This window comes from Corynebacterium sp. LK31 (assembly GCF_014335015.1).
Taxonomy (GTDB): domain Bacteria; phylum Actinomycetota; class Actinomycetes; order Mycobacteriales; family Mycobacteriaceae; genus Corynebacterium; species Corynebacterium jeikeium_D.
This window is the reverse complement of record NZ_PDGW01000006.1, coordinates 60,540-75,344: the sequence shown is the minus strand read 5'-3', so window position 1 is coordinate 75,344 and position 14,805 is coordinate 60,540. Positions and strand designations below refer to the sequence as shown.

Annotated in this window: 8 protein-coding genes and 1 riboswitch; of the genes, 3 read left to right on the top strand and 5 right to left on the bottom strand. The window is 60.2% G+C overall.

Features of this window, described 5'->3' with window-relative positions:
- Positions 1-168: 168 nt before the first annotated feature.
- Positions 169-1,554, bottom strand: a complete 1,386-nt coding sequence (locus tag CRD18_RS00745) for a dipeptidase (protein WP_070429048.1) — start codon at positions 1,552-1,554, stop codon at positions 169-171.
- 327 nt (positions 1,555-1,881) lie between these two features.
- Between CRD18_RS00745 and groL the strand changes: the two genes are divergently transcribed.
- The gene (gene groL, locus CRD18_RS00740) at positions 1,882-3,507 is read left to right on the top strand and encodes a chaperonin GroEL (RefSeq protein ID WP_016421501.1); all 1,626 of its coding nucleotides are present in this window, start codon (positions 1,882-1,884) and stop codon (positions 3,505-3,507) included.
- Between the two features lie 345 nt (positions 3,508-3,852).
- Here groL and CRD18_RS00735 read toward each other — a convergent pair whose 3' ends face one another.
- Positions 3,853-4,329: a DIP1984 family protein gene (locus tag CRD18_RS00735; RefSeq protein WP_049190643.1), complete on the bottom strand. Its 477-nt coding sequence runs from the start codon at positions 4,327-4,329 to the stop codon at positions 3,853-3,855.
- 154 nt (positions 4,330-4,483) lie between these two features.
- Here CRD18_RS00735 and ppk2 point away from each other — a divergent pair, with 154 nt between their 5' ends.
- Positions 4,484-5,383, top strand: a complete 900-nt coding sequence (gene ppk2 / locus CRD18_RS00730; protein ID WP_005510168.1) for a polyphosphate kinase 2 — start codon at positions 4,484-4,486, stop codon at positions 5,381-5,383.
- Positions 5,384-5,668: 285 nt separating this feature from the next.
- On the opposite strand, the gene CRD18_RS00725 is transcribed toward ppk2, so the two are convergent.
- Positions 5,669-6,790: a Dyp-type peroxidase gene (locus tag CRD18_RS00725; RefSeq protein WP_070767237.1), complete on the bottom strand. Its 1,122-nt coding sequence runs from the start codon at positions 6,788-6,790 to the stop codon at positions 5,669-5,671.
- A gap of 209 nt (positions 6,791-6,999) precedes the next feature.
- A riboswitch (cobalamin riboswitch) is annotated at positions 7,000-7,183 on the top strand.
- Positions 7,184-7,221: 38 nt separating this feature from the next.
- On the opposite strand from CRD18_RS00725, the gene metE reads away from it, so the two are divergent.
- On the top strand, positions 7,222-9,531 hold the full coding sequence (gene metE / locus CRD18_RS00720; RefSeq protein ID WP_187406435.1) for a 5-methyltetrahydropteroyltriglutamate--homocysteine S-methyltransferase: 2,310 nt from the start codon (positions 7,222-7,224) through the stop codon (positions 9,529-9,531).
- A 286-nt stretch (positions 9,532-9,817) separates the two neighbouring features.
- Here the strand turns inward: metE and CRD18_RS00715 are convergent, their stop codons facing one another.
- A complete protein-coding gene (locus CRD18_RS00715) occupies positions 9,818-13,864 on the bottom strand; it encodes a Pls/PosA family non-ribosomal peptide synthetase (RefSeq protein WP_187400232.1) in 4,047 nt (1,348 codons plus the stop codon).
- Entirely contained in the window at positions 13,861-14,679 is an 819-nt protein-coding gene (locus CRD18_RS00710) for a MarR family winged helix-turn-helix transcriptional regulator (RefSeq protein ID WP_070653281.1), read from the bottom strand. The genes CRD18_RS00715 and CRD18_RS00710 overlap by 4 nt, the downstream gene beginning before the upstream one ends.
- Positions 14,680-14,805 lie beyond the last annotated feature (126 nt).

The window sequence follows — 14,805 nt, the reverse complement described above, 5'->3', positions numbered from 1 at the left end:
GCCAGAGACCCCGTGTGGAGGGGTCAGTCCTGTCGGCCTCCACCGGGGTTCGTAGCCTTCGCTACTCGAATAAGAATGTTCTGCTGCATGGGTGGAACCTTACTACAGGTAAAAGATGTGACACAAGTCATTCAATCAATATCTTTGGTGGATTCTTTGCTGTCCCCGTTAAATTCCGTTGACAGAGGCCAGGAAAACCGCCTCGCCAATAGCGATGTCGCGAATCTCGTTCGGGTCGACCGATTCATCAGCCGAGTGAATGCGGGCCTGTGGCTCTTCCACACCGTAGAGTGCGATGTCAGCACCTGGTACGGCCTCCAGCAAAGTGGCGCACAGCGGAATCGAGGCTCCCTCGCCCATGCTTGCCGTCTCCTTGCCGTAGGCGGCCGACAGGCTGTCGGCAACCAGCTGCACAACCTTGCCCTCAACATTGGCCCGGAATGGGTTCGCTAGCTCGTCGCGCTCGACCGTCACCTTCACGCCCCACGGAGCATGCGCGCGCAGGTGATTCTCCAGTGCCTCCTGTGCTTCGGCCGGGTCGACGCCGCTTGGGATGCGGAAGTTGATGTGCGCCATAGCAGTCGATGAAATTGCGTTGACAGCATTGGTCGCTGGTGGGCAGTCGATTCCGGTCACAATCACAGACGGGCGAGCCCAGGTCAGGTCAGAGACGGAAGCGTCCTCGTTGCTAATTAGGTCCACGCCGTCGAGTACACCTGCGTCGGCGCGGAAAGTCTCTGGCGCGTAGTCCAGCCCCTCCCAGCGCTGCGAGCAGTCCAGGCCGTCAATAGAGGTAAAGCCATTTTCATCGCGCAGGCTGTCGAGCATACGAATCAACGCCGCCAGTGCATCCGGAGCTGCGCCGCCGAACATGCCCGAGTGCACCGGCTGCTCCAGCGCATCGACGCGAACTTCCACATCGGCGGTGCCGCGCAGGGTGGTCACGAGTGTCGGCTGGCCAACCTCGGCATTGCCGACATCCGCAATGAGGATGACGTCGGCGTCGAAAAGCTCCGGCTGCGTGGCGATGAGGTTGTTCAGGCCCGCCGATCCGCGCTCCTCGGAGCCTTCCACGATGAGCTTGATGTTTGGCATGTCGACGCGGCCCGCAAGCGCGTCGTCACGCAGCGCGCGCAGCGCAGCTAGGTGCATGACCACGTTGCCCTTGCAGTCGGCGGTGCCACGGCCGTACCAGCGACCGTCGCGCTCGTCGAGCGTCCATGGATCTGCGGTCCAGGCGGATTCGTCGCCCGCCGGCTGAACGTCGTAATGGGAGTAGAGCAGTACGGTCTTCGCGCTTTCCGACGACCCGGGGACGAAACCCGACAGTGCAATCGAGCCGTCGACGGTGTGGTGCGCCTCCAGTTCGATGCCCAGCTCTGCGTACATGTCGGTAACCGCCTTAACTGCGTCAATGCAGGCCTGCTTGGTTTCTTCGGTGCCGTGTACGGAGGGGAAGGCCACCAGCTCGGTCAGCTGGGTGCGGATGGTCTCGCGTTGGCTGGAGATGTGGTCTCGCAGGGTCTCCGTGAGTTCCTTATTAATAATGCTCATGTGCGACAGTGTAGGCGCACAACCATGATGGCGTTGGAAGTGGCATAAGGAGTGACGCCAGGAGTGACAATGCTTAACCTTGCACTCGATGGGGTTGAGTGCTAGAAAAGTGAATTAGCACTTGCTCTAATTGAGTGCTAATAAAAACAACTTCACACCTTGTGTATGCGTGTGCTGAAACAAGTGTTGAAAAGTCGTTAAAAAGTACAGTGTTGACTCCGGTGATGGAGAGGGCGGCGCTTCCCTCGAATCACATGCCGTCGCGGGCGCCTGGGTCAACTTCCAATGTAAGTGCCACATAAATAGACGGAGGATTCTTCAAACCTCATGGCTAAGATGATTGCATTTGACGAGGAGGCCCGCCGCGGTCTCGAAACGGGTCTGAATACCCTGGCAGACGCTGTCAAGGTTACGCTGGGCCCGAAGGGTCGCAACGTAGTCCTCGAGCGCAAGTGGGGCGCACCGCTAATCACCAATGACGGTGTCTCCATTGCACGTGAAATCGAACTTGAGGATCCTTACGAGAAGATCGGCGCTGAGCTGGTCAAGGAAGTTGCCAAGAAGACCGACGACGTCGCTGGTGACGGTACTACTACCGCTACCGTTCTGGCTCAGGCTCTGGTTTCCGAGGGTCTGCGCAACGTTGCTGCTGGCTCCAACCCGATGGGCATCAAGCGCGGCATCGAGAAGGCTGTCGCGGCTGTTACCGAGAAGCTGCTGGAGTCCGCTAAGGACATCGAGACCAAGGAGCAGATTGCTGCTACCGCTGGTATCTCCGCTGCTGACCCGGCTATCGGTGAGCTGATTGCCACCGCTATGGACAAGGTCGGCAAGGAAGGCGTCATTACCGTGGAAGAGGCCAACACCTTTGGTCTCGACCTGGAGCTGACCGAGGGTATGCGCTTCGACAAGGGCTACATCTCCGGTTACTTCGCCACCGACATGGAGCGCCAGGAGGCCGTTCTGGAGGATCCGTACATCCTCCTGGTTTCCGGCAAGATCTCCAACATCAAGGACCTGCTGCCGCTGCTGGAGAAGGTCATGCAGTCCGGCAAGCCGCTGCTGATTATTGCTGAGGACGTCGAGGGTGAGGCTCTGTCCACCCTGGTCGTCAACAAGATCCGCGGCACCTTCAAGTCTGTCGCTGTGAAGGCTCCGGGCTTCGGCGACCGCCGTAAGGCAATGCTGCAGGACATGGCTATCCTGACCGATGGCCAGGTCATCTCTGAGGAGGTCGGACTGTCGCTCGAGACCGCTGACCTGCCGCTGCTGGGTCGCGCTCGCAAGGTCGTCGTCACCAAGGACGAGACCACCATCGTCGAGGGCGCTGGCGAGCAGTCCGCTATCGAGGGCCGTGTCAACCAGATCCGCGCTGAGATCGAGAACTCCGACTCCGACTACGACAAGGAGAAGCTGCAGGAGCGTCTGGCTAAGCTCGCCGGCGGTGTTGCAGTTATCAAGGCTGGCGCCGCAACTGAGGTCGAGCTCAAGGAGCGCAAGCACCGCATCGAGGATGCCGTCCGCAACGCAAAGGCTGCTGTGGAGGAGGGCATCGTCGCTGGTGGCGGTTCCGCACTGCTGCAGGTTTCGCACGTGCTTGACGACGAGCTGGGTCTGACCGGCGACGAGGCAACCGGTGTCCGCATCGTGCGTGCGGCTCTCGCAGCTCCGCTGCGCCAGATTGCTCTGAACGCTGGCCTTGAGGCCGGCGTCGTCACCGAGAAGGTTGCTTCCCTGCCGCAGGGCGAGGGTCTGAACGCTGCTACCGGCGAGTACATCGACCTGATGGAAGCTGGCATCAACGATCCGGTGAAGGTTACCCGCTCCGCACTGCAGAACGCTGCTTCCATTGCGGCTCTGTTCCTGACCACCGAGGCTGTTGTCGCTGACAAGCCGGAACCGGCTATGCCGGCAATGCCGGGTGGCGACGAGATGGGCGGCATGGGCTTCTAAAAGAGGTCCCAACTGCTTGAGTTAGCCTTAAAAATCGCCGCTGAGGGGTGTCCCTCAGCGGCGATTTTGCTCTGTAACTTGAGAAAGTTTAAGTCCCCGAACCCACCCTCGTCGCATCAGATGCCTCAGCGCTTGGTAGTGAAAAATAACCGATGATCTGTACCCATGTACGCAATGCCGAGGACTGTCTGTTATTAATCCTGCTGCCTCAGTACAGAGGTGAGATCCTTGGAGTCCCTTTAAGGCCAGGGACAGGCCGTCGCGCTCGCCGACAATCTGGATGCAACTACCGACTTATCAAAGTGTGAAATTCTTCTGGTCTCGCTACCGAACCCTGCCACTTTGCTATTCGGCCGGCTTATTCGCGGCCTCGATAAGCTCGGTTGACCAGTTCGCCTGCTGAATACGGGTATCCAAGTCCCGGTATTCCTTCGCCGCCTTGTCGGCTTTCTGGCGCAGCGACCGGATATCCACAGTGGCGACATAGCGAATCTCCGAAGCTGAGTATCGATCCCGCCGACCCGAGCCCTGATCGGCTGCGGAGGTGTAGAACCGCCGCCGTGTTAGCAGGTGGTCGCGCTTCGCAAGTGCGTCGCTAAGCGTTCCGTCCTCGAAGGCAGTAGCGGAATTCGTTGCGTTAATCGAGCGCACCAGCCATTCGAAGCGCGCCATCAGACGCTCGGCTTCGGCAATAAGCGCTTGCGGATCTTCATCAGGCGTATCGCCTTCCTGCACCTGCGCCACCAGCGCGAGACGGCGATTAATCTCAGCCAGCCGGTCGGAAACTTCGGATCGTGCGGCAAGAGCCTCGGATAACAACATGGCATTTATTGTACGCGCAGTGCTTATCGACGGTCGCTGCGTGCAGTCCCACCCCCTCAATTTCGGTAAGACGGAACGTTAACTGCTGGGAAATTGCAGGTAAGGGCACCCGCATGGGGGACGTGTGGTAGAGAAATTCAGTAGGATAAGGGGTATGGCTGACAAGAATGAAGAGGAATTCCACATCGTCGATTTGGCGAAGACCGAAGGTTACGTCGTCGATGATTCTGATGAGGACGATCCGGTACTGGTCACTCCAGACGGTGAGCGGGTTGATACCTGGCGCGATGGCTACCCGTACGAGGAGCGCATGACGCGCAAGGAATACGAGTCTATTAAGAGGAAGCTGCAGATTGAGCTTCTGAAGTGGCAGAACTGGACCAAGGAAACTGGTCAGAAGCACATCATCCTCTTCGAAGGCCGTGACGCCGCTGGTAAGGGCGGTACCATTAAGCGCTTTAACGAGCACCTGAATCCGCGTGGTGCTCGAACTGTGGCTCTGGAAAAGCCGTCGCCGCGTGAGTCCACCTCGTGGTACTTCCAGCGCTATATTGAGCATTTTCCGTGCGCTGGCGAAATCGTCTTCTTCGACCGTTCTTGGTACAACCGTTCGGGCGTTGAGCGCGTGATGGGTTTCTGTACTGAGTCTCAGCATGCAGAGTTCCTGCGTGAGGTTCCGATGCTGGAGAACATGATTCTGGGCTCCGGTATTTCGCTGACCAAGCTGTGGTTCTCGGTGACCCAGAAGGAGCAGCGCACTCGCTTCGCTATTCGCCAGGTCGACCCGGTACGTCAGTGGAAGCTCTCTCCGATGGACCTCGCATCGCTGGACCGTTGGGGTGACTACACCCGCGCGAAGGAAGAGCAGTTCCGTTACACGGATACCGATGAGTCCCCGTGGATTACCATTAAGTCCAACGACAAGAAGCGTGCCCGCATCAACGCGATGCGTTATGTGCTGAGCAAGTTTGAGTACACGGAGAAGGACCACGAGCTGGTCGGTACTCCGGATCCGAAGATTGTTAAGCGTGGCCGTGACCAGATTGGTGACTAGCTCGGTGGTCCGTGACTGACAAAGTTCTTGTCTAGAAGAAACGCCCGTAGGAGTGCTCAGGCACTCGGCGGGCGTTTTCTTATGGCTGGCGGCGGCGGGGCGATGCCCTTACGGCTGACGACGGCGGGCCAGTGCAAGTTAGTGACTGAGTTTATGTCAAAAACGGCCAGAAAATTGGCCCGAAAGTGTCATAAACTAGGTCAGTTTCACATTTGCAGCCCGTCAGCTTTTAGTCCGTCAGGCCTTAGCCCGCCAAGTCAGTTTTTCGCCGCCAGCTTGCAGCCGCTACCCCTCAATCAACTCCTGTCCCCAGTAAGAATCAGGGGTAGTGCCAGGGGCGATCCAATACACAGCGGAGCCGATGTGACGGTTCCACTCATTGAGCAAATCGCCGCGATCCAAACGGGCCTGGATTGCGCTGAACTGGTTGTCCGGGTTCTTCTGGAATGCAACCCAGACCAGGCCAACGTTCGGTCCTTCGAACGGGAAGGCCGGCTCACCGGGCTGGTCTTCGTAGGCATAGGCGCGGCGACGCAGGGCGTCGTCAGGCTGACCATCCTGCTCACGGGAAAGCGCCAAGTGAGACTGGCGGTGGATGAGATACTCGCCCTGGTCATCGACGGCGTCCATGTCCTCTTCATCGAACTCGTCATTGCCGCCGGAAAGAGGAGCGCCGGTGTGGAAGTCACGACCGATAACGATGGAACGTTCGTCGGTGCTGAGCTCATCCCAACTGTTCAAGTCGAGCGCAATACGGCGAACAACCATCACGCAGGAGTTGTTAATCGCCTTGTCCTTGGAGTCAATCCACACCTGTTCGGACCATTCCTCCGGAGTGGACGGGTTGACGGTGCCGTCGAGCTGGCCCAGCGGGTTGCGTGGGGTAGCGCCGTGAGGCTGCGAACCCCAGGCGTAGGAAAAGCCCTTCTGGAACCACTTCACGCGAGCCCACGGAGCCGCCTTCTTTTCCAGTAGACGGGACGCGGCCGAAACGGTGACGAGGTCATCACCACACAACTGCAGAGCGAAGTCAGACTGGCCCCACTCAGGGCGGAGCATGTCATGCTGGAATGACGGGATATCGTGCAGACCAGCCGGCTTGCGCTCTGGCTTGCCGAGCACATCGAAGATGCGCTCACCGAAACCTGCGGTAATGGTCAGGTTTGCAGTGGCTGCAACCATTTCCGGTTCCAGATACCCCTCGATGTCCTGGCCTTGGGTGAGGCGGCGGGCAACGTCGGTAAGCGAGGAGAACAGTGCCTTCAGATCTGCTGCGTCGACGCCGTCCTTCAAATCGAATGCGACGAGGCGGAGATGTGCTTGGCCGGGCTGTTCAACGCCTGACTGGACCGGGCCATCGAACGGAATCTTGGCGCCCCTCAGGGAAGGTCCGGAAGCCTGTGTCACTCGAGGTCACTCCTTGAAAAGAGGTAGAATAAATAGCTTTTATGACTACGAGCTTAATCACTTTGGTCCCAGCAGGAGAGCATCAAAGCAAAGGCTCGGGGAGGGGGCTAAGTGAATGAGATATTTGTATATTGCGATATACTTCACATCCACAGCCGCCTCGAAGGTGTTCATTAAGGAAAGTGCTGCATATCGCACGTTTTCCGCGCAAGGTGTGTTTTGAGCCTAGCGCGCATAAGGCCTTCGAGTTATGCAGGGGAATCCCGGTGCAAGTCCGGAACTGTCCCGCAACGGTAAGCATCACTGCCAGAGCTTTGGTTTATCCGACGCGTTGATAACCAATCTTTTCAGTGATGACAAGTCCGAATGCCTGCCGGTTGTGCAATTTCATACCCGATGCTGATCACGACTGACGAGGAAATCACGAGATCATGGCAATTCACGCAACCCTCGCGGGCATTCCGCGGATAGGGCGTAATCGTGAGCTCAAAAGAGCTCTGGAAAACTACTGGCGCGACCCGGCGACCGGCGGCCTGTTGGCCGCGACGGCGCGCAACACTGTCAATAGCTACATTGGCGCAGCGTTGAAGGTAGGAATCGACTCGGTTCCGACAATTGGGCGCTCGTTCTACGACTCCATGCTGGATACATCGGCGCTGCTCGGAGTGCTTCCAGCTCGCTTTCAGGATGTCCCGAAAACGGACGGTTCCAACCTGCCGGAATGGATCAACCACTACTTCGCCACCGCTCGCGGTACGAAGACGCAACCGGCATCCGCAATGACCAAGTGGTTCGACACTAATTACCACTACATCGTTCCGGAGCTGTCAGCCGATACTGAATTTACCTCTGACCTCACTGACTGGTTGGATGATTCCTGCAGCTTGAACAATGGCGCCACAACGATGCTGCGCCCTCATTTGATTGGTCCTGTGACCTACTTGAGCCTGTCGCGTACCGACGATGGTTCGAACCCACTCGGCCTGCTGGAAAAGTTGACCGATGCGTACGCGGAAATCATCGCTCAACTGGGGGATAAGGGCTTTGAGTGGATTCAGCTCGATGAGCCAGTATTGGTCACTGACCTCGATGAAGTGACTCTTGCTAGGACTCGCCAGGCCTACGAGAAGTTGGCCGGCGTGGCGGAGTCTGCGAATACCAAGTTGTGGGTGCAGACCTACTTTGGTGATGGTGATCAGGCGCTGGAAACCCTTTCTGGCACAGGCGTGCAGGCCATTGGTTGCGACCTGGTAGCAGGTAGCTTTGAGTTGCCGCATTGGACCGGCAAGGAACTGCTGGTTGCGGGCATTGTTGATGGGCGTAATGTGTGGCGCACCGACTTGGATGCAGCCCTGGCGACGCTGGAGAAGCTGGCAGTCCGAGGCCCCATCGCGGTGTCGACTAGCTGTTCGCTGCTACACGTCCCGTACTCCCTGGCCTCGGAAAACCCGAGCGAAGAAGATGCCGAGGTGCTGCAGTGGCTGGCCTTCGGGGATGAGAAAATCGGCGAGGTGACCCTCTTGGCGAGGGCGCTTGATGCCAGGTTGAATGACCGCCAACTCGATGCCGCGGATTTGAAGGCGTTGAGGGAGTCCCGGGCAGCACTGGCATCAAGGGCAGAATCGAAGCGGATTGTTAAGCCTGAAGTTCGTGAAGCTTTGGCAGCAATCGAGGAGAGCGACCGGACTCGTTCCTCGTTTGCAGCTCGCCAGGCGGCTCAGGCTGAGGCCCTTAACCTGCCTCCGCTGCCGACCACCACAATCGGTTCCTTCCCGCAGACCAATAGCATTCGTCGTGCACGTGCGCAGTTGCGCGCGGGAGAGCTCACCCCAGTCGACTACGAATCAGCAATGCTCGCTGAAATTCGATGCTCCATTGAGCAGCAGGAAGAATTGGGACTCGATGTGCTCGTTCACGGCGAACCTGAGCGCAATGACATGGTGCAGTACTTCTCGGAGCAGCTGGACGGCTACCTCGCGACCGCCAATGGCTGGGTCCAAAGCTATGGTTCCCGCTGCGTGCGGCCGCCGATTCTCTACGGTGATATCACCAGGCCAGAGCCAATGACGGTGCAGTGGTACAAGGCAGCGGCAAACATGACTGACCTTCCCGTCAAGGGAATGCTCACCGGGCCGGTGACCATGTTGGCATGGTCGTTTGTCCGTGATGACCAGCCCATCGGTGACACTGCGGATAACGTTGCGCTGGTTTTGCGCGATGAGATTGCAGATCTCGTGGCCGCTGGAGCGCAAATCGTGCAGGTCGATGAGCCAGCCATTCGCGAGTTGCTGCCCCTGAATGAAGCGGACCAGCCCGCCTACCTGAAGTGGGCCGTAGGTTCCTTCCGTCTGGCTACCTCTGGTGTGGCTGACGACATTCAGATTCACACGCATATGTGCTACTCGGACTTCAATGAGCTTATCGACACCGTCGATGATCTCAACGCCGATGTCACGTCCATCGAAGCAGCTCGCAACGGTATGCAGGTGCTCGCAGCGCTGAAAGATGAGGGATACGTTCGCGGGATTGGTCCAGGTGTCTGGGACATCCACTCGCCTCGCGTGCCGACGGACGGAGAAGTCAACCAGCTCGTGGAAGATGCGCTTGAAAGCGTTGACCCCAACCTGCTGTGGATTAATCCGGACTGTGGTCTAAAGACCCGAGGTTGGGAAGAGGTTACGGCTTCACTGAAAGTATTGGTAGCCGCAGCTCAGCAGGCTCGGTTGCAGCTAGCAGAGTAAGTCGCGAACTGCATAGCCGCAAAATAAATAGTGGGTTAAGTAGCAAAAAGTGTGTCCGCTCGGCGTGTCGCCGGGTGGGCACCTTTTGCTACTTAGCCCTACTTAGCCCCAATGCGAGTTAGTGACCTCGGTTATGGCTGGCAGCGGGCCAATGTGAGTTACTGACTGCGTTTATAGCAAAAACTGCCCGAAAAATGGCTTGAAAGTGTCATAAACTCTCACAGTTTCACATTTGCAGCCCGTTGTGCCTACCAGGCTCCTACCTAAGCCCCCCACTCAATCCGGGCTACTTCTTGGCCACTACTGGCTCAATTGGGTTACCTCGCCAGGAGGTGTGCGCAGGAACGTGGTCACCGCGCATGACGAGAGAACCGGGTTCGACGCGGCAGCCGTCGTCAAGCACAGATGCCGGCAGTGCGACTGAGTGCGGTCCTAGGACGGAGCCGTGTCCGATGTGGACGGTGTCGAGCGTCATCACGCGGTCGGTGAATAGGTGCGTCTGGACGACACAGCCGCGGCCGACAGAGGCGCCCCGCGCGATGGTGACCAGGTCGGTCTCGGGCAGCCAGTACGTCTCCAGCCACACCCCGTGGCCAACGTTCGCGCCGAGCAGTCGCATTGCGCGTGCGATGCCGCCGGTGGCCATCGCCGGGTTCAGGTACCACGGCGCGGCGACCATTTCGACGAACGTATCCTGCAGCTCATTGAGCCAGACGAACTTGCTCCACAGCGGGTGATCACCCGGCTTGTGCTTGCCGACGCACACCCACTTGGCCACGACCGTGATGAGCAGCCCCAGCACACCAACAATCAGTAGCACGGCAGGGGAGAGCAGCCACGCAACCACCAGGCCGAGCAGGGCAGCGCCAACGCCACCTGCAGTGACCAGCTCCGCGGTGAACATAACAATTCCCTGCAGGCTAAACAGCGTGATCGTCGCCAGCATGAGAGAGACCATCGGTGCCAGGACGCGCAGTGTCTCGACGATGCCGCGGGCGACCTTCAATCCCGTAGTCGGACGGTAGGTCTGCGCCGACTCATCGCTGGAGACGGTGCCCACGCGGCGCATGCGCTCTGGCGGCGAACCCCACCAGTTGGAGCCGGACTTGGTCTTCTTCGGGGTAGAGGACAGCACGGCCACCAGCGAGTTCTTCGCCAGCTTGCGTTCCGGAAGCGTGATGCCGGAGTTGCCCAGGAAGGCGCGCTTGCCGATGCGGGAGTCGCCCACCAGCAGCCAACCACCGCCGAGCTCGTAGCTGCCGACCATGGTGTCGTCAGCCAAGAAGGACTCGTCCTTGACGTGCAAGAACTTCGGAATACCGATCGCGGTGGAGACTTCGCTGTCGTGACCAATTTGGGCGCCCAGTGCACGCAGCCACAGCGGCGTCAGCATGGAGGCGTAGATGAAAAATAGGTCGTGACGGGCAGCGTCCATCAGGCGAATTGTCGCCCAGGACTGCCAACCCACGCGCGAACGCACCGGGAACACTCCCGGCTTCAGACCGATGCTGAACAGGCGCACGAGAATCAGCGTCAGCAGGGCATACACCGCAACACCGACGAAGGTGGCGGGAATAGTCCACAGCACGGCACTGCCCAGCGTTGACCAGAGATTCGAGGTGGCTAGCTCGGTGGTGCCGTCGATAAGCCCCGTGCCCCAACCGATGACAGCAGCCATCGCGACCGCAGCGGACAGCGGCACCAATGTCAGCAAGACAGCGGTGAGACCGTAGATAGCCACCCAGTGGCGGCGAGCCGGCGGAACTTCCTCCGGGAAGCGGTGCTTGGACCGACCGACCTTGCGAGCCGGGGAACCCGACCAGCGCGCGCCAGCCTTGACCTTCTTCTCGCCGGTGACGGTGGAACCCGCCTCGATGTGAGCGTCATTGCCAATACGCGCGCCGGGCAGCAGCGTTGAACGGGCACCGATGCGGGCGTGCTTGCCAATAGTGACCTCGCCGACGTGGACGACATCGCCATCGACCCAGTATCCGGACAGGTCTACCTCCGGCTCGATCGAGCAGTAATCATCCAGTTTGACCAGACCCGTCACCGGCGGCAGCGCGTGCAGATTCACACCCTTACCAATGCGGGCACCCAGCATGCGGGCGTACCACAGCACGAACGGAGCGCCCGCCACAGAGTGGGCGCCAGAGCTCTCCGCCAGGCGTTCGGCCGCCCATAGCCGCAGGTGTACCGAACCGCCACGCGGGTAATCACCCGCGGTGATGTTGCGCGTGAGCAGGCGTGTCGTCGCCGCGTTGATGGGCATGACCCCCAGCGGGGTCAGGAACAGCACGGCCAGTACGGCCACCAACCAGCCTGGTAGCGCCAGCGGTCCGCCGATAACCCAGTTGATAATCGCAAGCCACGTTACCCAGCGCATGCCACGTGCCCACTGCAGAGGCACCATGAGGCCGACCTGCGCCCAACGGGTCTTGCGGGAGACAGGCGTCGGCTCGGGCACCTTTTCCAGGTGAGCGGTGGGGTCGCTGGTGTCGTCGGCAAGCATGTCGTCGCTGATGAAACCGCGCGCGACCAGCTCTTCAGCGAGATTTCCCAGGCGCGGGTGGTCGTAGAGATCGCGCACGGCGACCTGTGGGGCGCGCTGGCGAATGCGCGCAATGACGCTCGCCGCCGCCAAGGACGTGCCGCCCAGGGCGAAGAAGTCCGAGGCCGCGCCGGGCGCAGGTACGGACAGCACGTCCGCCCAGATGTCGGACAGCCACTTCTCCACAGGGCTCAGCTTGTCGACGTCGCCCTCACCCGCACGCGCAGGCAGGGGCCACGGCAACGCCGCCTTGTCGACCTTGCCGGAGGTACGAACCGGCAGCTCATCCATGATGTGCAGGCGTGGCACCATCGCGGCTGGCATGGCATCGCGGAGAGTGTCCATGCACTTGTCATAGTCCATGGCTGCGGCGTCGCCACCGGCGCCGACGTAGCCGACCAGGATGGAATCGCCAGCACCGGTCTTCTGCACCACGACAGTCGCCTGAGTAGCGCCGGGGAGGGCAGCCAGGTGCGCCTCGACCTCGCCGAGCTCAATTCGCCGACCGCCGATTTTCACCTGATCGTCGACGCGGCCGGTGAAGTACAGTCCGGCCTCGTCCATGATGACGTGGTCGCCGGTGCGATACGCACGCTCCCAGCCGAGGGCTGGCAGCGGTGCGTACTTCTCGGCGTCCTTCTCCGGATCCAGATAGCGTGCGAGTCCCACGCCGCCGATGACCAGCTCGCCCTTGGTGCCCGGTGGGACGGGGTTGCCCTCTTCGTCGATGACGGTGAGGTCCCAGCCGTCCAGAGGAAAACCGATGGTTACGGGCTTGCCGGGCTTCAGCTCGATGCCGGAGGCCACGACGGTGGCCTCGGTGGGGCCGTAGGTGTTCCACATTTCGCGCTCTGGGGTGGACAGACGCTCGACCAGCTCTTGCGGGCAGGCCTCGCCGCCAACGATGAGCAGGCGCACGCTGTCGAGCGCCTCGGCAGGCCACAGGCCGGCCAGTGTCGGCACCGTGGAAACAGCGGTGATGTGGCGGGAAATCAACCATGGCCCCAGGTCCACGCCGGAGCGCACCAGTGAACGCGGGGCTGGCACCAGGCAAGCTCCATTTCGCCAGGCCAGCCACATTTCCTCACAGGAGGCGTCGAAGGCGACGGACAAGCCGGCGAGAACGCGGTCATCCGGGCCGAGCGGTCCTTCCGGGTGGTTCGCCAAGAACCAGCGGGCCTCCGCATCGACAAAAGCGGCGGCGCTGCGGTGGGTGACCGCCACGCCCTTGGGCTTGCCGGTGGAGCCAGAGGTGAAAATAATCCAGCAGTCGTCGTCCGGAGTGGGCTCCTGCGAGATGATCTCGCGTGCGCTCGGCGGTGTCGGTTCCGTCTCTTCCTCGTCGGAGTCGGCATCGGAGTCCAGCGGGCGGGGGCGATTACGTGCCGTGGAGCCAGCCAAATGCAGGCCTTCAGCATCGAAGTAACCGGCGATACCGGCCTCGCCGAAGACCATTTCTGCACGCTCGTCGGGGTCATCCGCATCCACCGGAACGTAGGCGGCTCCGGCGGCCATGATGGACAAGATTGCCAGGTAGAGCTCGCGGCTTCCCGACGGCATCCGCACACCAATGCGGTCGCCGCGACGGATGCCCTGTTCGTAGAGCCACGTAGCTGTGGAATCAATCTCGTTGATCAACTCCGCATACGTGACGACAACCTCGCCGTCATCGATGGCCTCAGCCTCGGGGAACCTTCGCGCGGTCGCCCGGACAATGTCAATGAGTGTGCGCTCAAGCGGCTGTTCCGTAGCGCGTAGGAACTTCGCTTCAGTGGTTGTCACTTAGAAGACCCCTTCTTATTCTTCTTCTTGCGCTTTTTCTTCTTCGACTTCTTACGTTTAGGACGCGGGGCATCGCTTGACGACGTCGCCTGCGTCTTATTCTCCGCCATGTCCTTGGTGTCTGTCTCAGTGGCCGTGACCTCTGGGGTAGTGGTCTCGGGGTTCTTCGCGCCGGCATCGGTTTCGGGGCTTGCAGCGGAGTCGTCGGCAAGCGATGCAAGCAGCGCGCGTACCTCGGGTGCGCATTCGGCGACGGCGGCGCGTTCGGCTCTGCGGAGTGAGCGTCGCAGAGATGCGCGGGTGGTGTTGCCCGTTTCTGTCAGCGCGATGAGCTGGCGGCGTCGATCCTTGGAGTCTCGGGTGCGTTCGACTAGATTTGCCGACTCCAGAGAGTCAATCAGGCGAACCATGTCAGAGCGGTCCATGCCGAGCAGCGCGCTCAGCTCGGTTTGAGCCATGTCGCCGCCATCGGCGATGGCCTCCAGAACCCAATAACCGCGGATGGAAATCGACTCAATCTGAGTGCGGCCAAGAGCCGCGTTGACACTGGCGCGGACAGCCGCATCGAGCTGCGCCAGGCACCAGGACGCGGATTTGCGCAGGGCGGCCGGTGCGACGGCGAGTTCGCTTGCGGAGCCGGGCTTGCACTTGGACTTAGCGCTGGCCTTGTTTTTGGCTTTCGCTCCCTTGCGAGCCTTCTTCGCCTTGGTGCCGCTCTGTGCGTCGACAGCAGGCACCTTCGCGTCTACGTCGGCTGCCACACCACCGCTGGTGTCGGCTGAGTCCGCCGAGGAAAGTACGGATGAATCAGACATACTTCCCATACTAGACAATCTGGGGAACCATCAATAATGGGACATGGCCAACTAATAATGCCCATGTTTGCCTGCGGATTGTTAGAAGGTCGGTGCTTTGGGGTGGGTAAATAAATGAAAAACTGC

Excerpts from the sequence above, each read along its gene's own strand:
- CRD18_RS00710 (WP_070653281.1), bottom strand. The coding sequence starts at position 14,679 with ATGTCTGATTCATCCGTACTTTCCTCGGCGGACTCAGCCGACACCAGC.
- CRD18_RS00735 (WP_049190643.1), bottom strand. The coding sequence starts at position 4,329 with ATGTTGTTATCCGAGGCTCTTGCCGCACGATCCGAAGTTTCCGACCGG.
- metE (WP_187406435.1), top strand. The coding sequence starts at position 7,222 with ATGGCAATTCACGCAACCCTCGCGGGCATTCCGCGGATAGGGCGTAAT.
- ppk2 (WP_005510168.1), top strand. The coding sequence starts at position 4,484 with ATGGCTGACAAGAATGAAGAGGAATTCCACATCGTCGATTTGGCGAAG.
- CRD18_RS00745 (WP_070429048.1), bottom strand. The coding sequence starts at position 1,554 with ATGAGCATTATTAATAAGGAACTCACGGAGACCCTGCGAGACCACATC.
- groL (WP_016421501.1), top strand. The coding sequence starts at position 1,882 with ATGGCTAAGATGATTGCATTTGACGAGGAGGCCCGCCGCGGTCTCGAA.